Origin of the sequence: Lysobacter sp. yr284 (genome assembly GCF_900107375.1) — a bacterium.
Taxonomy (GTDB): Bacteria; Pseudomonadota; Gammaproteobacteria; order Xanthomonadales; family Xanthomonadaceae; genus Lysobacter.
The window spans coordinates 889366-908475 of sequence record NZ_FNPT01000001.1 but is presented as its reverse complement, the minus strand read 5'-3'; the positions used below and the strand labels follow the sequence as shown (position 1 = coordinate 908475).

Sequence of the window (19110 nt, the reverse complement as noted above, 5' to 3'; positions counted from 1 at the left end):
GAAAAAACGCTGAAAGCCGCGCCAGTGCTGGCTTTCAAGCTTGCGCCCCCTATAGGCCGCTGGTATAACGACCGCAACCGCGCAGCCCCAATCGAAGTACAACTTCTGCGCGGCATACTTGATCGGAGCGCGCCTCCTGCGGCGTCGCTCCGATTCTCAGAACTCGCGGTCGCAACCGCACAGGGAGTCAAGAAAATAATGAACAAGGCCGAACTCGTAGGCGCCGTCGCCGAAACCGCCGAGCTGTCGAAGACCGACGCTACCGCCGCCGTCGATGCGCTGATCGATGTCGTCACCAAGGCGCTGAAGAAGGGCGACACTGTCACGCTCGTAGGCTTCGGCACCTTCCAGGTGCGCAAGCGCGCCGCTCGCCAGGGCCGCAACCCCAAGACCGGCGAGACCATCAAGATCCCGGCCTCGAAGAATCCCTCCTTCAAGGCTGGCAAAGCGCTGAAGGATGCCGTAAACTAATCAACTCGGCGGCGGTGCAGCGCACTGTCGACGAAACCCAAAGCAGTCAGCCCAGGTCATCCGGGTGCTTAGCTCAGCGGTAGAGCGTCTCCCTTACAAGGAGAGGGTCGGGGGTTCGAAACCCTCAGCACCCACCAGAGTCGCTGGTCTTTCTGCCGTTCCGGTTCCTTCGCGCAAGCGGAATCGACGAGCGAAACGGGTTTTCGGAAACGAGTTTTAGTAGTAAAGTTTCGAAAAATGCGGAGTGGTAGTTCAGTCGGTTAGAATGCTGGCCTGTCACGCCGGAGGTCGCGGGTTCGAGTCCCGTCCACTCCGCCAGTTTTGTCGAAGGCGCCGGAAACGGCGCCTTCGTTTTTTATATAAGTGAGGGTCCTCGATTTTGTCGCACTGCGGCACCGATCGAAGGCCGGAGTTTCAAAGCGCGGAGTGGTAGTTCAGTCGGTTAGAATGCTGGCCTGTCACGCCGGAGGTCGCGGGTTCGAGTCCCGTCCACTCCGCCAGTTGTTTGAAAGGCACCGGAAACGGTGCCTTTTCTTTTTTCCGCGCGCGGATGCCACGTCCGGGTTGCGCATCCGGATTCCCGCGCCCGAGCGATGCGAACGTACGTTCGCAGCAAGCGGCCGATGAGGCTTGGCCCGCGGCCTCCACCCGGATTCCGACGCGGCCGGAGCCGCACGGGCCGCGCCGCCGGCCCGGCCGAATGCGACGACCGTCGTCCCGCGCCGCCCAGGCCGCAGAACCGCGCTAAACTGTCCGGCTTACGACTTAACCCGACCCGGACATGCTGCAGACACTCCGCGACAAGACCTCGGGCTGGATCGCCACCGTGATCCTCGGCCTGCTGATCGTTCCCTTCGCCTTCGTCGGCATCGAGCAGTACATGGTGCAGCGTACCGACAACGCGGTCGCGCGCATCGAGATCGCGCCGACGTGGTGGCGTTCGGCGCCGTCGTGGTGGCCGGCCTCGATGCTGTGGCGCAAGGAATCGATCACCCGCGCCGACTTCGACGAGCGCTTCAACCGCGCCCGCGACCAGGCCCGCCAGCAGCAGGGCGCCAACTTCGACGCGCGCGAATTCGAGAAGCTGGAGAGCAAGCGCGAAGTGCTCGACGGCCTGATCGACGAGCGCGTGCGCAAGCTCGCCGCCGAAGTCGACGGCGTGATCGTCAGCGACGCGCTGGTGGTCAAGTCGATCCAGGGCATCCCGGACTTCCAGGACGGCAGCGGCAAGTTCAACCAGGAGCGCTACATCCTCGGCCTGCAGATGGGCACTCCGCCGCGTACGCCGACCCAGTTCGAGCAGTACGTGCGCGACACCCTGCAGACCTCGATGCTGCCCGCCGCTCTGGCCGGCAGCAGCTTCGCCACCGCCAGCGAGACCGATCGCCTGATCAAGCTGCTCGGCGAGAAGCGCGACATCAGCCTGATCGAGCTGCCGCCGCAGCCGGCCGATACCGCCGACGTGGCCGCGGCCGACATCCAGAAGTGGTACGACGGCCACGGCAAGGATTTCCGCCTGCCCGAGAGCGTGAGCATCGAGTACGTCGAACTCAACGCCGCGAACATGCCGGCGCCGGCGGCGCCGACCGAGGCCGACCTGCTCAAGCGCTACGAGGCCGAGAAGAACAAGTTCCAGGCCGCCGAGCAGCGCCTGGTCTCGCACATCCAGATCAACGTGCCCAGCGGCGCCGACGCGGCCGGGCAGAAGGCGGCCGAGGACAAGGCCAAGCAGGTCGCGACCCAGGCCAAGGCGGCCGGCGCCGACTTCGCCGCGCTGGCGCGCGCCAACAGCGACGACCTGGGCTCCAAGGCCGCCGGCGGCGACCTGGGCTGGATGGGCAGCGGCGCGATCCCGGGCGCGTTCAACGACGCCGCGTTCAAGCTCCAGGCCGGCCAGGTCAGCGACCCGGTCAAGGCCGAGGGCGGCTGGCACATCATCCAGGTGCGCGAGATCAAGAGCGGCTCGCAGCAGCCGTTCGAGGCGGTGCGCGAGACCCTGCTGCGCGAGGAGACCGAGTCCGCCCGCGAGCGCGCCTTCAACGAGTTCTCGGCCAAGCTGGTCGATCAGGTCTACAAGAACCCGACCACGCTGGAAGGCCCGGCCAAGGCCGCCGGCCTGACCGTGCAGAAGCTGGCGGCGGTGACCCGCAACGCCGCGGCCAACGTCGGCGTCGCGCAGAACCCGGCGGTGGTGCGCGCGGCGTTCTCCGACCAGCGCATCCAGGACAACACCGTCAGCGATCCGATCGACATCGGCCAGGACCACAGCGTGCTGATCCGCGTCGTCTCGCACACGCCCGAGCGCGCCCAGCCGCTGGCGCAGGTGCGCGACAAGGTGATCGCCGCGGTTCGCGCCGATCGCGCGACCAAGGCCGCGGAAAAGAACGCCGACGCGCTGATCGCGCGCATCGTCGGCGGCGAGGCGCTGGCGGCCATCGCCAGCTCCAAGCAGTTGCCGCCGCCGCAGGAGCTGCCGGGCGTGGTCCGCGGCATGCCGATGCTGCCGCCGGAAATGACCGAGGCGATCTTCGCCGTGCAGCCCGCGGCGCAGGGCAAGATCGCGGCCGGCAAGGCCAGGCTGCCCGACGGGCGCTACGTCGTGTTCGCCATCGGCAAGATCGCGCCGGGCGACAAGACCACGCTCAAGCCGGCCGAGATGGACATGCTGCGCAGCCAGACCGCGCAGGCGGCGGCGCAGGACGAAGTGACCGAACTGACTTCGTCGCTGCGCAAGCGCATGCAGATCAAGGTGGTCGAGGAGAACCTGCGCTGAGGCGCGGATTCGCCCGACCTGCGTGAGCGAAAAGGCCCGGCGATCGCCGGGCCTTTTCGTTTTGCGGCGCGGGTGGCGGGTTTCGTGTTCGTCGCAAACCCAAGCGCGCGCAGCGGAAGCTTGCGGGCGCGGTGGTTTGGTTGTCGTGGTCGCGGCTTGCGCCGCTCCTACAGGGATTGAGCCGTTGCGACGCAGCGCTGCGGGGCGAGCCGTCATCGCGGCATTGCAGCGCGATGCCGGCCGCGCCTGCGCATCGCGTCCGCCGCCGCCGGGCTACCATGCGCGCATGAAGAGCAAACTGATCGCCGTCGGCGAACGCGCCCCGCGCTGGGTCGCCGAAGGCTTCGGCGAGTACCAGAAGCGTTTGTCGCACTGGTTGCCGCTGGAGTTGGTGGAGATCGAGCCGGGCCTGCGCGGCAAGGGCCGCGACGCGGCGCGCGCGACCGCCGACGAGGGCGTGCGGGTGTTGGCGGCGTTGCCGAAGAACGCCTGCGTGGTGGCGCTGGAAGGGCGCGGACGGTTGTGGACGTCCGAGCAACTGGCGCAGCGCCTGGAGCATTGGCGCGGGCAGGGGCGCGACCTGGCGTTCCTGATCGGCGGGCCGGAGGGGCATGCGCCGGACACGCTGGCGCGCGCCGACGAGCAATGGTCGCTGGGGCCGCTGACCTTGCCGCACATGTTGGTGCGGCTGGTCGCGGCCGAGCAGTTGTACCGGGCGGCGGCGCTGTTGGCCAATCATCCTTATCACCGCGCCTGATCGTTGCGCGGCAGCGCCGGCGGGCACGCTGTTTTTCGCGTTTGCGGGAGGGCCTTCAGACCCGATGCCTTGCGCCCGGTTCGCGGCGATCGGGGACAACAGCATCGGGCCTGAAGGCCCTCCCGCAAAAGCGCAAGGCCCTCGGGCGAGGGCCTTGCGCAGCCGGTTCGGCGGCGGCGGCTTGCGTCGCGCCGACGAGCGCCTCGCCGCTACTGATCGAGCTTGAACTGGATCGGCACGCGGCCGCGCGCCTGCACGGCCTGGCCGTTCTCCATCGCCGGCTGGAACGTCCAGCGTTGCAGCACGACCTTGCGCGCGGCCTGGTCGAGCGAGCGGTGGCCGCTGCTGCGCACGACGCTGACCTCCAGCGGCTTGCCGTCGATGCCGACCAGGATCTCCAGCTCGACCGTGCCGGTGAGGTTGTTGCGGATCGCGTCGACCGGATAGGTCGGCGCCGGGTTGCGCAGCACCTGCAGGGTCGCGCCTTCGATGGTTCCGCGGCCGATGCCGGTGCTCGGCGGGGTGGCGATCGCGACCTGCTCGACGCCCTGGAAATCCATCGGCAGCGCGGGTTGGTCGACCACGACTTCCTGCGGCGGCGCGACCTCCTGCTGCACCGGGCGCTGGATCTGCGGCGGCGGGTCTTTGACGATCGTGCGCACCGGTTCCGGCTTCGGCGGCGGCTTCGGCGGGTCGATCGGCCTTGGCGGGCGCGGCAGCAGGACGATGTCGGTCACCGGGTCGAGCGATTTCTGGATCAACTGCGGCGCGCTCAGCGGCGCCAGCATGAGCATCAGCATGGCGGCGTTGAAGGCGATGGCGCCGGCGTTGGCGGCGATGCGGGTGCCGTCCAGGGATTCGTGGGCGTGATGGGACGGGAGCGTGCGGACCATGGGCATCCTCCTTGAGTTTGTCGTGCAGCAGTGACAACGGCCCGGTACCGCCCGCGGGGTTGAAGCTGAAGACGGCGCCGTGTCACAAAAATGCGCTGGGTCCCGGCGCGGATGCAAGCGGTTCTCGTTTGCGACTTTGGGTGGAGGCGAGGGGGCAGGGCGGCCGCACGCAGCGAGGCGAGCGGGCCGGCAACGTCTGGATTCGTGCGGGGATCGGCGCCCATTTCCGGCGCCATGCGCCGCGCGCGCGCAGCCCGGCGAGGGGCAGCTTGCCTGAACGACCGGCAACGGCGTTCGGCCGGTCATGCGCTTGGCCACTTGTCGTGCGTCGTCGGGTCTGACTCGCGTGCAGGCCATGCGCGCGTCCGCGCCCGAACGCATGCAGGCGCGCAGCCGCGGCGACGCAGCCATACCCGCTGCGCACCCGCGAAAACGACGAGGCCCGCTTGCGCGGGCCTCGTCTTGGTCACTGCGCCACCGCAGCCGGCTTCAGTCCTGGCCCGGCCCGGTCTCCGGCTCGCGCTCCAGCCCGCCCTCGTCGGGGTTGGGCTTGGGGCGCTTGGGCCGGTGCGCGTCCTCGCGGTCCTGCGGCTGCGGCTCGGGATAGCCCGGGCTGCGGCCCGGACGCGGGTCGGAACCGCCCGGCACGGTCTTCTTGCCGCTCATCTCACTTGCCCAGCTCGAACACGACGTCGAGGTTCATCGACAGGCTGTTCTCGCCCGGCGACACCGAGGTGTCGGCGGCGGCGCCGGCCTTCTCCATGCGCATGGCCATCATCGGCATCGGCATCGGCGGGGCGAAGCGGCCGCCCTCGCTGACGCTGACGATGCGGCGCACCTTCATGCCCAGGGTCTTGGCGTACATCTCGGCGCGGGCCTGGGCCTTCTCGATGGCGCCGCGGCGGGCTTCGTCGAAGGCGGCGTCCTTGTCCTTGTCGTCGAGGTCGAAGGTCGGGCCGTTGATCTGGTTGGCGCCGGTGGCGACCAGCGAGTCGAGGATCTTGCCGACCTTGGAAATGTCGCGGATCACGATGTTGACGTTGTTGTTGGCCTGGTAGCCGGTGATCTGCGGCGGCTGGTTTTCCTGGTAGCGGTACTGCGGGTTGAGGTTGATGCCGCTGGTCTGGATGTCGCGCTCGGCGATGCCGGCGGCCTTGATCGCGGCGACGACCTTGGCCATCTGCTCGGCGTTGGCGCGCATCGCCGCGTTGGCGTCGGCGGCCTGGGTGACCACGCCGGTGGAGACGGTGGCGATGTTGGGGGTGCGCTTGGCGGTGGATTCGGCCGACACCGACAGCAGGGTGCCGTCGGTGGCGACGTAGGGCGCGGTCTGGGCGGACGCGGTCATGGCGGTTGCGGCTCCGAAGGCGAGGACGGCGGCGAGCGCCAGCGGGCGCAACGACAGGCGGGACAGGCGGGGCGACAGCGACGGCAGGCGGACGAGCGGCGAGGACGACGACCGGGTCATGTGGAACTCCTTGAGGGACGAGGTAAGGGTCTTGCTGAACCGGTTAACGAACCGTGATTCGGTGCGGGGTTTGCGCCGTCGGGCTTGGGGCGGCGCTCAGTCAGCGCGGGTTATGCTTTCGCGCATGCTCTATCTAGCCTCCCAGTCGCCGCGGCGACGCGAATTGCTCGGCCGGCTCGGCCTGGAATTCGGCCTCATCGATCTCGATATTCCCGAACGACGCCAGCCCGGCGAGCCCGCCGCCGACTACGTGCGCAGGGTGGCGCGCGAGAAGGCCGGCGCCGGCCTGCTGAAGGTGGTCGCCAACCCGGCCGCGGTGGTGCTCGGCGCCGATACCGAGGTGGTGCTCGACGACGAGGTGTTCGGCAAGCCGCGCGATGCGGAGGACGCCCGCGCCATGCTGCGGCGGCTGTCCGGCCGCACCCACCAGGTGATCAGCGCGGTGTCGCTGGTCACGCCGGCGCGCGAGGCGCAGGCGGTGTCGGTGTCGGACGTCAGCTTCGCCGCGCTCGACGAAGGCCAGATCGAGCGCTACGTCGCCGGCGGCGAGCCGATGGGCAAGGCCGGCGCCTACGCCATCCAGGGCGGCGCGGAGGTGTTCGTCAGCCATCTGGCCGGCAGCTATTCGGGCGTGATGGGGCTGCCGCTGCACGAGACCGCGCGGCTGCTGCGCGAGTTCGGCCTGGGCGCCTAGCCGGCGCCGGGCCTGCGCCGCGGGCGTTTTTCCGACGCGGCGGAACTTAGCCTGCCGCATCGGCTCCGATCCTGCGGGCGCCGCGCGCTATCTTGGTCCCGCGCCCGTCGCGCGCCGCCCACGCCGCGTTCTTCCGTATTTCCCCGACACGCCGTTTCCCCGATCGTTTCCACGCCCCCCGCACCGGACCCGCGCCGCCTCATGACTGAAGAAATCCTGGTCAACGTCACCCCGCGCGAAACCCGCGTCGCCGTGGTCGAGAACGGCATGCTGCAGGAGCTGCACATCGAGCGCGGCTGGCGCCGCGGGGTGGTCGGCAACATCTACAAGGGCAAGGTGCAGCGGGTCATGCCCGGGATGCAGGCGGCGTTCGTCGAGATCGGCCTGGAGCGCGCGGCGTTCCTGCACGCGGCCGACATCGTCAAGCCCAGCCAGCTCGGCGAAGGCGAGGGCGACGAAGCGCCGTTGCCGCCGGCGCCGACCCGGCCGATCGCCGAGCTGCTGCGCGAAGGCCAGGAAATCGTGGTGCAGGTGGTCAAGGACCCGATCGGCAGCAAGGGCGCGCGCCTGACCACGCAATTGTCGATCCCCTCGCGCTACCTGGTGCTGCTGCCGCGCACGCGCGTGGTCGGGGTGTCGGCGCGGATCGAGGACGAGGGCGAGCGCGCGCGGCTGAAGTCGCTGGTGACCGCGCTGGCGCCGTCGACCGAGCAGCACGGCTACATCGTGCGCACCAACGCCGAGGGCCAGCCGGAGGAAGCGCTGGCCGAGGACATCGCCTACCTGAGCCGGGCCTGGGCGCTGATCGCGGAGAAGTCGCGCAGCAGCAAGATCGGCGAGCGCGTGTACGAGGACCTGAGCCTGCCGCTGCGCGCGGTGCGCGACCTGATCCGGCGCGACGTGGAGAAGGTCAAGGTCGACTCGCGCGAGACCAGCGAGCGCCTGCGCAGCTTCGCCGCCCAGTACATGCCGGGGCTGGCCGAGAAGATCGAGCACTACACCGGCGCGCGGCCGATCTTCGACCTGTACGGGGTCGAGGACGAGATCCAGCGCGCGCTCGACAAGGAGGTGCCGCTGAAGTCCGGCGGCTACCTGGTGATCGACCAAACCGAGGCGATGACCACCATCGACGTGAACACCGGTTCGTTCCTGGGTCAACGCAACCTGGAGGAAACCGTTTACCGCACCAACCTGGAGGCGGCCCAGTCGGTCGCCCGGCAACTGCGGCTGCGCAACCTCGGCGGGATCATCATCATCGACTTCATCGACATGACCGACCCGGAGCACAAGCGCCAGGTGCTGCGCCAGCTGGAGAAGTCGCTGACCCGCGACCACGCCAAGACCACGGTGTACGAGTTCTCGCCGCTGGGCCTGGTGGAGATGACCCGCAAGCGCACCACCGAGAGCCTGGAGCGCCAGCTCAGCGAGGCCTGCCACGAGTGCGGCGGGCGCGGCACGCTGAAGACGCCGGAGACGGTGACCTACGAGATTTTCCGCGACATCGTCCGCCAGGTGCGCCAGTTCGACGCGGCGCGGCTGCTGGTGATCGCCTCGCCCAAGGTGGTGGCGCGGATCACCGACGAGGAGTCGGCGGCGGTGGCCGAGCTGGAGGAGTTCCTCGGCAAGTCGATCCGGTTCCAGGCCGACGACCAGTATGCGCAGGAGCAGTTCGATGTGGTGTTGCTTTAAAGCGGCACGCCGGGCGCGGGCGGCGGGCAGCGGCGGCAGCCGTTCCGCGTCGCTGCGCGCGTGCGCGGCCGCTGCAGTCCCCGTTGCGGGTTTCGCCCCTCGCCTGAGCGCCGCGCACTGCGGCGCGGCCCGCTGATGCCCCCGCCCCTGCGCCGCCGCCTGCGCATCGCCCGCCGTGCCGCGTTCTACGGCGCGGTGGTGGTGCTGGTGCTGGTGGCGTCGTTGCTGGCGCTGGCCAGCCAGTTGTTGCCGCTGGCCGAGCGCCATCCGGACCGGGTCGCGGCGTGGCTGAGCCAGCGCGCCGGGCGGCCGGTCGCGTTCGACCGGGTCGAGACCCAGTGGACCCGGCGCGGGCCGTTGCTGCGCCTGGACGGGCTGCGCATCGGCGAAGGCGCGCAGGCGTTCAACATCGGCGATGCGCAGATGCTGGTGTCGCTGTATGCCGGCGTGTGGCCGGGGCAGGCGTTCTCCGAACTGCGCCTGAGCGGGCTCGACCTGACCCTGGAGCGCGCCGACGACGGCCGCTGGAAAGTGCGCGGCCTGCCCGGGCAGGAACGCGCCGACCAGGGCGATCCGCTGTCGGCGCTGGAAGGCCTGGGCGAGCTGCAGGTGATCGGCGCCAAGCTGGCGGTGGTCGCGCCGAGCCTGGGCCTGGACGCGCGGGTGCCGAAGATCGACCTGCGCCTGCGCGTGAACGGCGACCGCGTGCGCGCCGGCGCGCGCGCTTGGCCGAGCGCGGGCGCGGACGGCGCGCCGTCCGCGCCGCTGGACGTGGTGCTGGATTTCGACCGCAAGCGCGGCGACGGCCGCGCCTATGCCGGCGCGGTGCGCGCCGACCTGGCGGGCTGGTCGCCGCTGTTGAAGATCGCCGGCATCCGGATCGACTCCGGGCAGGGCCGGGCCGAGGCCTGGGCCGACCTGCGCGAGCACCGGGTGGCCGGGGTGATGGTGTCGGCGGCGCTGGACCGGGTCGGCCTGCGCGCCGAACGCACCGCGCCGGCGGACGCGCCGGCGACGGCGGCGTCGACCTCGGTGCCCGCGGCGATCGCCGCGGCCGCGGCGCCGGTCGCCGCTGCGTTGAACGAGCCGTCCGGCCCGTCCGCGGCAAGCGGGGCCGACGGCGTCGCGGCTGACGCCTCTTCGAAGAAATCGGCCGCAGCGACTGTGGGAGGGCCTTCAGGCCCGACGCCTTCCGGCCCGGTCGCGGCGAGCGGAACGAAGAGCATCGGGGCTGAAGCCCCTCCCACAAAAGCCGGCGCCGATGCGGGCGCCGCCAAGACCCCGCCGCCGGCGCGGGTCGAGTTCGAACACGTCGAGGCGCTCGCGCATTACCGCCTCACCGACAACGGCTGGCGCCTGGACGCGTCCAGGCTGCGCATCGGCAGCGGCGCCAACGTGCAGACCCTCGACGGCCTGGCCGTCGCCGGCGGCGTGCGCTACGCGCTGCGCGCCGACCGCATCGACGCCGGCCCGCTGATCGCGGTCGCCGCGCTCAGCGATGCGCTGCCCGAACGCCTGCGCCGCTGGTTCGAGACCGCCAGGCCGCGGGTGTCGCTGAGCGCGATCGCGGTCAACGGCCATCGCGACGGGCCGATGTTCGCCAGCGCCCGGGTCGATGCGCTCGGCTTCGATCCGGTCGGCCATTCGCCGGGCCTGCAAGGGCTGGCCGGCACGTTCCAGGCCGACGCCGACGGCTTCGCCTTCGACCTGGATCCGAATTCGCCGATGCGCTTCGACTGGCCGTCGGGGTTCGGCGTGCCGCATACGGTCAAGCTGGGCGGCAGCGTCGGCGGCTGGCGCGAGGGCGGCGGCTGGCGCGTGGGCACCACCGCGCTGCGCATCGACGGCGGCGATTTCGGCCTGCGCGCGCGCGGCGGGATGTGGTGGCAGGGCGACGGTTCGCGGCCGTGGATCGACATCGCCGCCGACCTCGATCCGATCCGGCTGCCGGTCGCCAAGGGTTTCTGGGTGCGCAGCCAGATGTCGCAACGGCTGTTGAACTGGCTCGACACCGCGCTGGTCGCCGGCACCCTGACCGACGCGCATGCGGTGGTCTCGGGCGATCTCGACGACTGGCCGTTCAACCGCAACAACGGCCTGTTCCACGCCGGCGGCAAGCTGCGCGGCGCGACCGTGAAGTTCCAGCCCGACTGGCCGGCGGTGGAGGCGCTCGACGCCGACATCGCTTTCGTCGGCGACGGCTTCAGCGTCGAGGGCGGCGGCAGGATCGCCGGGGTCGGCGTGCGCAAGGTGCAGTCCGGGATCGAGCGCTACCACGACGGCGTGCTGTACGTGAAGGCGCAGACCGACGCCGAGGCCGGCCAACTGCTGGCGCTGCTGCGGCAGAGCCCGCTGCACAAGGAACATGCCGACACCCTCGACAACCTGCGCGCGAGCGGCCCGGCCGCGGTCGCCTTCGATATGCAATTGGCGCTGCGCGAGGGCGGGCATACCACGCTCAAGGGCGGGGTCGACCTGGCCGATGCCAAGCTCGCCGATCCGCGCTGGAAGGTCGCCTTCGAACAAGTGCGCGGCCATGCCGACTTCAGCCGCGCCGGGTTCGCCGCGGAGAATCTGTCGGTGCTGCACGACGGCGCGCCGGGCAAGCTGTCGCTGCGCGCCGGCGAGGACTACGTGCGCGACAAGGGCAATGCGTTCGAAGCGGGGCTGGACGCGATGTCCGGCGCCGACGACCTGATCGCGCGCGGGCCGGACGATCTGGCCTGGCTCAAGCCGTACCTGGACGGGCGCTCGCTGTGGACGGTGGGGATTTCGATTCCCAGGACGCCGGCGGCGAAGGCGGCCGGCGCATCGGCGCAGCCGCCGACCTTGCTGCAGCTGCAGTCCAACTTGGTCGGCACCGCGATCGGCCTGCCGCCGCCGTTGAACAAGGCCGCGGCGACGCCGCTGCAGGCGAGCATCGAAACGCCGTTGCCGCTGGGCAGCGGCGATGTGCGCGTCGCGCTCGGCAACACCCTGGCGCTGCGTTCGCGCAACAGCAACGGCAAGACCGGGGTGCGGGTGGTGCTGGGCGCCAATCGCGTCGACGACGCGCCGCCGCCGGGCGGCTTGCTGGTGACCGGCCGCACCGACACGCTGGAGGCGATCGACTGGATCGCGCTGGCCCACGGCGACGGTTCCGACGACGGCCTGCCGCTGCAGCGCATCGACGTCAACGTGCAGCGCCTGCAACTGCTCGGCGGGGTGTTCCCCAACACCCGCCTGGTGGTGGCGCCGGCCGCGCGCGGCGCGACCGCGGTGCGCGCCGAGGGCGCGGCGCTGGACGGCGCGGTGATGATTCCGGCCGGCGAGGGCGGCAGCATCGCCGGCAAGTTCGCGCGGGTGCATTGGACGGCGGTCAACGCGGGCGGCGGCGCGGCTGCGGCCGGCGCCGGCGGCAACGGCGCGCATGCGCCGGCGAGCGCCGCGACCGCGGCCGCAGCCGCGGCCAAACCGGCCGACGCCGCGATGGACCCGGCCAAGATCCCGGCCTTGAACCTCGACATCGCCGACCTGCGCTTCGGCAGCGCCGCGCTCGGCACCGCCAGCGTGCGCACCCGGCCGACCCCGGCGGGCATGCGCATCGACCAGATCAGCACCCGCGGCGGCAAGCAGTCCATCGACCTCAGCGGCGACTGGACCGGCCGCGGCGCCGCCGCGCGCACCCACTTGAGCGCGACCGTGGACAGCGGCGACGTCGGCGCGCTGATGAACGGTTTCGGCTTCGGCGGCCAGATCGGCGGCGGCAAGGGCAAGGCGCGGCTCGATGCCGGCTGGCCCGGCGCGCCGGCGGCGATCGCGCTGGGCTCGCTGGAAGGCAGCCTCAGCCTGGACGTGCGCGACGGCCGCCTGATCGAGGTCGAGCCCGGCGCCGGCCGCATGCTCGGCCTGCTCAGCGTGGCCCAGCTGCCGCGGCGGCTGACCCTGGACTTCCGCGACCTGTTCTCCAAGGGCTTCGCCTTCGACCGGGTCGGCGGCACGGTGCGCTTCGGCAACGGCAGCGCGCGCAGCGACGACCTCAGCATCGACGGCCCGGCCGCGAGCATCGCCATCCGCGGCGCCGCCGACCTGCGCGCGCAGAGCTACGACCAGACCATCGAAGTGCGGCCCAAGGCGGCCAACGTGCTGACCGCGGTCGGCGCGCTCGCCGCCGGTCCGGTCGGCGCGGCGATCGGCGCGGCCGCCAACGCGGTGCTGCAGAAGCCGCTGGGCAGCCTGACCTCGCGCACCTACCGGGTGACCGGCCCGTGGAAGGAGCCGAAGGTCGAAGTGGTGAGCCGCGAGCAGACCCGCGCCGCGGCCAAGGCGCCGCCGCCGGCGGGGTAGGGCCGCCCAGGCGGCTGCGGGCCGGGCGTGTCGGGGCCGCGTCGTTTTAATGGGAAGGCCTTCAGGCCCGACGCCTTTGTGCCCGGCCGCGGCGACCCGGCCGGAAAGCGTCGGGGCTCAAGCCCCTCCCACAAAGGCCATGAGCCGAGGCTCCTCCCGCAAACCCCGGTTGAGGCTTCTCCCACAAGCCCCGGCTGAGGCTTCTCCCGCAAGCCTGGGGCCGAAGTCTCTTCACAAAGCCCGAGGCCAAGGCGCTGTTCCTGCGGCAGGGCCTTCAGGCCCGCCGCTCGCGTGCCAGACCGCCGCGACCCACCGAACGGCACCGGCCCAGACGCCCCGCCCACGGTTGATCCGGCGCCCGCCGCCACTATCTAGTGTCTTGTCCCAGTCCCGCCCTGCGCGCCGCCACAGCGGCGCCGCGGGCGCCTAAGATGCCCTTTCCCCTCATCCCGGTTCCGACATGACCCTGCCGATCCAGCTCGCCGAATCCCGCCTCCTCCTGCCCGCCGGGCTCGACGCCAGCGGCCTGGAGCGCAGCTTCGGCACCCTGCTCGGGCCGGGCATCGACTTCGGCGACCTCTACTTCCAGCATTCGCGCCGCGAGAGCTGGACGGTCGAGGACGGCATCGTCAAGGACGGCGCGCATTCGATCGAGCAAGGCGTCGGCGTGCGCGCGATCAGCGGCGAGAAGACCGGCTTCGCCTATTCCGACGAGATCAACGGCGAGGCCTTGCTCGGCGCGGCCAAGTCGGCGCGCGCGATCGCCCGCGACGGCGGCGCGCAGGCGCCGCGCACGCTGGTGCGCGGCAGCGGCCGTTCGCTGTACCGCAGCGAAGACCCGATCGATTCGGTCTCCAACGAGACCAAGGTCGAGGCGCTGCGCCAGCTCGACCAACTGTTGCGCGCCGCCGATCCGCGCGTGCGCCAGGTCGTGGTCAGCCTCAACGGCGTGCTCGACACCGTGCTGGTGGCGCGCAGCGACGGCGTGCTCGCCGCCGACGTGCGCCCGCTGGTGCGCTTGAACGTGCAGGTGTTGGTCGAACAGAACGGCCGCCGCGAGAGCGGCTACGCCGGCGGCGGCGGACGCTACAGCTACGCCGACCTGCTCGGCAGCGACCGGCCGCAGCAGTGGGCGCGCGAAGCGCTGCGCCAGGCGCTGGTGAACCTCGACGCGGTCGACGCGCCGGCCGGGGTGATGCCGGTGGTGCTCGGCTCGGGCTGGCCCGGCGTGCTGCTGCACGAAGCGGTCGGCCACGGCCTGGAAGGCGACTTCAACCGCAAGGGCACCTCGACCTATGCCGGCCGCATGGGCCAGCGCGTCGCCGCCAAGGGCGTGACCATCGTCGACGACGGCACCCTGGAAGGCCGCCGCGGCTCGCTCAACGTCGACGACGAAGGCACCCCGACCAACTGCACCACGCTGATCGAAGACGGCGTGCTGGTCGGCTACATGCAGGACACCCTCAACGCCCGGCTGATGGGCATGGCGCCGACCGGCAACGGCCGCCGCGAATCCTTCGCCCACCTGCCGATGCCGCGCATGACCAACACCTACATGCTCGCCGGCACCCACGACCCGGAAGAGATGATCCGCTCGGTCAAGAAGGGCCTGTACGCGGTCAATTTCGGCGGCGGCCAGGTCGACATCACCAGCGGCAAGTACGTGTTCTCGGCGACCGAGGCCTACCTGATCGAAGACGGCAGGATCACCGCGCCGGTCAAGGGCGCGACCTTGATCGGCAACGGCCCGGAGACGATGCAGAAGGTCAGCATGATCGGCCACGACCTCGCCTTGGACGAGGGCGTGGGCGTGTGCGGCAAGGACGGGCAGAGCGTGGCGGTCGGCGTCGGCCAGCCGTCGTTGCTGATCGACGGGGTGACCGTCGGCGGCACCCAGTCGTGACGCCTTCGCCGCGAGCGGGCGCGGGCCGCGTCGGCGGGCCTCGTCGGGCGCGCGCGGCTGGCGCAGCCGCGGCGTGCCGTGGCGACGTTTCGCCGCCTGCGCCTGCCGCACCCAGCGCTTGAGCGCTTTCTTGTCGGCAGCCGGATGTTCGAGCGAAAAGGCACCGATGGCTTCGATGCCTCGGTCGATGAAGCGCGTCCGCCAGGTCTCGCTGCGCAGCAATCGCCCGTCGCCGGCCATGGCCGGCGCGCGCTGCGCTCACTCCTGGTCCGGCGGGGCCTGGTCGTCGCCGGCGTCTTCGTCGCTCGCGCCCTGGCCGAGGATCGCCGCGCGCAGCTCGCGGTACAGCTCGCGGAACGAATGCGGCGGCTTGTTGCGCTTGCGCTCTTCGAGCGTGTTGCGCACCAGCTGGCGCAGGCGCTGGCGGTCGGCCTGCGGATGCTCGTCGAGCAGCGCGGCCAGCGCGGTGTCGCCGTCTTCGAGCAGGCGATCGCGCCATTGCTCGACCCGGTGCATCGCCGCGACTTCGCGCCGCGCCGCGTCGCCGTTCTCGTCCATCGCGTCGCGCAGCGTTTCCAGCGCGTCCTCGTCCTCGCGCCGCATCTGCTTGGCCAGGAACGCCAGCTGGCGCTTGTGGGCGACGTTGGCGGTGATGCGCTTGGTCTCGCGGATGTGCGGCAGCAGCGCCTCGGGCACCGGCAGCTTGGCCAGCTGGGCCTCGGTCAGGGCGACCAGTTTTTCCGCCAGCGCCAGCACCTCCAGCGCCTCGCGCCGGTTCTGGCTGCGGCTGGGGCTGAAAAATTCGCCGGTGTCTTCGTCTCTGCCGCGCATCGCACTTCCCTCGATAAACTGAACATTACGGCGACGCCGCCCGCGGCGCCGCCACCGACTAGGATAAGCCATTGAACGCGCAAGCCCTCACCGCCGCCGCCGCCCACACCTTCGCCGACCCGGATGCGCGCCTGGACGCGCTGGCCGAGCTGTCCCAGCGCCTGCTGGCGGCGGCGCGCGCGCGCGGGGCGACCCAGGCCGAGGTGTCGTGCTCGGAAGACGCCGGCCTCAGCGTCAACGTGCGCATGGGCGAGGTCGAGACGGTGGAGTCCACCCGCGACCGCGGAATCGGCATCACCGTCTACTTCGGCCAGCGCAAGGGCAGCGCCAGCACCGCCGACCTGCGCGAGGACAGCCTGGAATCGACGGTCGAGCAGGCCTGCGCGATCGCCCGCTACACCGAGGACGACCCGGCCGCCGGCCTGGCCGACGCGGCGCTGATGGCGCGCGAGGAGCGCGACTTCGACACCTGGCACCCCTGGCTGATCGACGCCGACCGGGCGATCGAGCTGGCCCTGGCCTGCGAGTCGGCCGGGCGCGGGTCCGATGCGCGGATCGAGAACTCCGACGGCGCCTCGATCGGCACCGGCGCCAGCATCGGCGTGTACGCCAACTCGCACGGCTTCATCGGCCGCGAGCGCAGCACCCAGCACAGCCTGAGCTGCGCGCTGATCGGCGGGCGCGGCGAGCAGATGCAGCGCGACGGCTGGTACACCCTGGGGCTGGCGCCGGAAGACATGGAATCGGCCGCGGCGGTGGGCCGCAAGGCCGCCGAGCGCACCGTCTCGCGGCTGGCGCCGCGCCAGCTCGCCACCGGCGAGTACCCGGTGATGTTCGCGGCCGAGAGCGCGCGCTCGCTGATCGGCCACCTGATCAGCGCGATCAGCGGCGGCAACCTGTACCGGCGCACCAGCTTCCTGGTCGACAGCGTCGGCCAGACGCTGTTTCCGCAATGGTTCTCGATCCGGGAAACCCCGTTCCTGGTGCGCGGCCTGCGTTCGAGCTCCTACGACGCCGAGGGCGTGGCCACGCGCGAATCGTCGTTGATCGAAGGCGGCGTGCTGCAGCGCTACGTGCTCGGCAGCTACTCCGCGCGCAAGCTCGGCCTGAGCACCACCGGCAACGCCGGCGGCGTGCACAACCTGCAGGTCACCGCCAATGCCGGCGATTTCGATGCGCTGGTGAGGCAAATGGGCCGCGGCCTGCTGGTCACCGAGCTGATGGGGCAGGGCGTCAACGGCGTCACCGGCGACTACTCGCGCGGCGCGGCCGGGTTCTGGGTCGAGGGCGGCGAGATCCAGTACCCGGTCGACGGCATCACCATCGCCGGCAACCTGCGGCGCATGTTCGCCGGGATCGAGGCGGTCGGCACCGACATCGACCCGCGCTCGCACATCCGCACCGGTTCGATCCTGCTGGGCAAGATGACGGTGGCGGGCGAGTGAGGCCCGCGCCGCGCGCGCAAGGCGCGCGGCCGACGAGGAAGCATCGCGAGGCGGCGGTTGTGGGAGGGGCTTGAGCCCCCGACGCTCCTGTCGCCGTTCGCCGCGGCCTGTGCGCAAGGCGTCGGGGCTGGGGCCGCTCACACACGCGCCGGCTCCGGCGCGGTCGTCGCCGCTCGTCGCGACCTGAGCGCAAAGCGTCGGGGCTGAAGCCCCTCCCACAAGCGCCGGGCCGCTGTCGCGGTTTTGCGCGGCAGCGCCCTGAACGGGCGCCCGCGCTGTCAACCCGCGCCGCGCCGGGCCGTTTCCATCGGGTAGTCCACCCGCCGGGAACCCCGATGAGCGCCAGCAAGGCCACGGCCGCCAATCGTTTCGGACTGGGCGCGCGCCCGGGCGAACTGGAGCGCAGCGGCGACGACGGGCGCGAGATCCTGCTCGCGCAGCTGCGCCGCCCGCCTGCGCTCGATGCGTTCGCCGGCCTGCCCGGCAGCGTCGAGACCCTGCGCCTGGAATTCCGCCAGCAGCAGCTCAGTCGCGCCGCGCGCGCGCAGCGCGGCGCCGTCGCCGCGCCGATGGCCGACCCGGCCGCGCCCGCGACGATGGCGGCCGCGGACGAGCCCCTGCCGCGCACGCGCCGGCGCGCGCGCGCCGCCGATCCGGGCGACGCCGCGCGCGAGCGCCCGCCCGCCGGCCGCGACGACGGCGATCCCGCCGACCAGCTGCGGCGCGAACTGCGCCGCCGGCAACTGGCCGAATTCGCCGCGCGCTACCGCCATGCCGCCGACACCGACGCGCCCTTCGTCGAGCGCCTGAGCCAGTTCTGGTCGAACCATTTCGCCGTGTCGATCGACAAGGGCAACGCCCGCCTGTACGCCGGCTCGATGGAGCGCGAGGCGATCCGCCCGCACGTGCTCGGCCGCTTCCAGGACATGCTGCTGGCGGTGGAGCGGCACCCGGCGATGCTGCGCTATCTCGACAACGCCGCGTCCATCGGCGACGACTCGCGCGTGGCGATGCGCGCGCAAAGGCTCGGGCGCGAGAAGCGCGGCCTCAACGAGAACCTGGCGCGCGAGATCCTCGAACTGCACACCCTCGGCGTCGACGGCGGCTATCGCCAGGAGGACGTGATCGAACTGGCGCGCGCGATCACCGGCTGGAGCACGCCCGGCCCGCGCGACGCCGCCGCCGCGCAGTCGTTCGTGTTCCGCGCCAACGCGCACGAGCCCGGCGCGCGCCGCGTGCTCGGCCGCAGCTACGCCGAAGGCGGGCAGGAGCAGGGCCGCGCGGTGCTGGCCGATCTCGCCCGGCATCCGGCCACGGCGCGCCACCTCAGCTTCAAGCTCGCCCGCCACTTCGTCGCCGACCAGCCGCCGCCGGCGCTGGTGGAGCGCATGGCCCAGGCCTACCTGCGCGAGGACGGCGACCTGCGCGCGCTGTACCGCGCGCTGCTCGAAAGCGAGCAGGCCTGGACGGCGGACGCGCGCAAGTTCAAGACGCCCAACGATTTCGTGATCTCCGCGCTGCGCGCCGGCGAACTGCCGGTGGGCGACCAGGCGCGCGCGCTGGTCGGGCTGCTCGCCAGCCTCGGCCAGCCGGTGTTCACGCCGCGCTCGCCGGCCGGCTTTCCCGACACCGCCGCCGACTGGAGCAGCCCCGACGGCTTGTTCAAGCGCATCCAGGCCGCGCAGATGTTCGCCGCGCGGGTGGACTCGGGCGACATCACCCCGTACCAGCGCGCGCTGGCGGTGCTCGGCAGCCAGGCGGTCAGCGGCGACTTCGCCATCGGCCTGCGCCGCGCCGGTTCGGCCAGCGACGGTTGCTCGCTGCTGTTCGCCAGCCCCGCGTTCCAGTGGAGAGTCTGAG

General features: G+C 71.6%; 13 protein-coding genes and 3 tRNA genes. 12 read left to right on the top strand and 4 right to left on the bottom strand.

The window, feature by feature from the left end; all coding sequences use genetic code 11:
- Positions 1–198 precede the first annotated feature (198 nt).
- The 6 genes from BLV01_RS03690 (at position 199) to rlmH (ending at position 4001) form a co-directional block, all read left to right on the top strand.
- Positions 199–471, top strand: a complete 273-nt coding sequence (locus BLV01_RS03690; RefSeq protein WP_057948278.1) for an HU family DNA-binding protein — start codon at positions 199–201, stop codon at positions 469–471.
- Positions 472–533: 62 nt separating this feature from the next.
- Positions 534–608 (top strand) — tRNA-Val (locus BLV01_RS03685).
- 104 nt (positions 609–712) lie between these two features.
- A tRNA-Asp gene (locus BLV01_RS03680) sits at positions 713–789 on the top strand.
- Positions 790–894: 105 nt separating this feature from the next.
- A tRNA-Asp gene (locus BLV01_RS03675) sits at positions 895–971 on the top strand.
- A 281-nt stretch (positions 972–1252) separates the two neighbouring features.
- Complete coding sequence (locus tag BLV01_RS03670) at positions 1253–3244, top strand: SurA N-terminal domain-containing protein (RefSeq protein WP_091794112.1); 1992 nt, start codon at positions 1253–1255, stop codon at positions 3242–3244.
- Positions 3245–3530: 286 nt separating this feature from the next.
- Positions 3531–4001, top strand: a complete 471-nt coding sequence (rlmH, locus tag BLV01_RS03665; protein WP_091794723.1) for a 23S rRNA (pseudouridine(1915)-N(3))-methyltransferase RlmH — start codon at positions 3531–3533, stop codon at positions 3999–4001.
- A 209-nt stretch (positions 4002–4210) separates the two neighbouring features.
- On the opposite strand, the gene BLV01_RS26075 is transcribed toward rlmH, so the two are convergent.
- From BLV01_RS26075 to BLV01_RS03655, 3 genes are all read right to left on the bottom strand, one after another.
- Complete coding sequence (locus BLV01_RS26075; RefSeq protein ID WP_175485759.1) at positions 4211–4894, bottom strand: energy transducer TonB; 684 nt, start codon at positions 4892–4894, stop codon at positions 4211–4213.
- Positions 4895–5383: 489 nt separating this feature from the next.
- The gene (locus BLV01_RS26070) at positions 5384–5560 is read right to left on the bottom strand and encodes a hypothetical protein (protein ID WP_175485758.1); all 177 of its coding nucleotides are present in this window, start codon (positions 5558–5560) and stop codon (positions 5384–5386) included.
- 1 nt (position 5561) lies between these two features.
- Positions 5562–6362, bottom strand: coding sequence for an SIMPL domain-containing protein (locus tag BLV01_RS03655; RefSeq protein WP_091794108.1), 801 nt, complete (start codon positions 6360–6362; stop codon positions 5562–5564).
- A gap of 124 nt (positions 6363–6486) precedes the next feature.
- Between BLV01_RS03655 and BLV01_RS03650 the strand changes: the two genes are divergently transcribed.
- The 4 genes from BLV01_RS03650 (at position 6487) to tldD (ending at position 14974) form a co-directional block, all read left to right on the top strand.
- Complete coding sequence (locus tag BLV01_RS03650) at positions 6487–7056, top strand: Maf family protein (RefSeq protein ID WP_091794106.1); 570 nt, start codon at positions 6487–6489, stop codon at positions 7054–7056.
- A 201-nt stretch (positions 7057–7257) separates the two neighbouring features.
- Positions 7258–8745: a ribonuclease G gene (gene rng / locus BLV01_RS03645; RefSeq protein ID WP_091794104.1), complete on the top strand. Its 1488-nt coding sequence runs from the start codon at positions 7258–7260 to the stop codon at positions 8743–8745.
- A gap of 135 nt (positions 8746–8880) precedes the next feature.
- Positions 8881–13071 carry a YhdP family protein gene (locus BLV01_RS03640; protein ID WP_091794103.1) on the top strand — a complete coding sequence of 1397 codons (4191 nt, stop codon included), beginning with the start codon at positions 8881–8883 and terminating at the stop codon, positions 13069–13071.
- Between the two features lie 460 nt (positions 13072–13531).
- On the top strand, positions 13532–14974 hold the full coding sequence (gene tldD / locus BLV01_RS03635) for a metalloprotease TldD (RefSeq protein WP_091794101.1): 1443 nt from the start codon (positions 13532–13534) through the stop codon (positions 14972–14974).
- 258 nt (positions 14975–15232) lie between these two features.
- On the opposite strand, the gene yjgA is transcribed toward tldD, so the two are convergent.
- Positions 15233–15805 carry a ribosome biogenesis factor YjgA gene (gene yjgA, locus BLV01_RS03630; RefSeq protein ID WP_091794099.1) on the bottom strand — a complete coding sequence of 191 codons (573 nt, stop codon included), beginning with the start codon at positions 15803–15805 and terminating at the stop codon, positions 15233–15235.
- Positions 15806–15876: 71 nt separating this feature from the next.
- Between yjgA and pmbA the strand changes: the two genes are divergently transcribed.
- Both pmbA and BLV01_RS03620 read left to right on the top strand, forming a co-directional pair.
- Positions 15877–17250: a metalloprotease PmbA gene (gene pmbA / locus BLV01_RS03625; protein WP_091794097.1), complete on the top strand. Its 1374-nt coding sequence runs from the start codon at positions 15877–15879 to the stop codon at positions 17248–17250.
- 335 nt (positions 17251–17585) lie between these two features.
- Positions 17586–19109 carry a DUF1800 domain-containing protein gene (locus BLV01_RS03620; RefSeq protein WP_091794095.1) on the top strand — a complete coding sequence of 508 codons (1524 nt, stop codon included), beginning with the start codon at positions 17586–17588 and terminating at the stop codon, positions 19107–19109.
- Position 19110 lies beyond the last annotated feature (1 nt).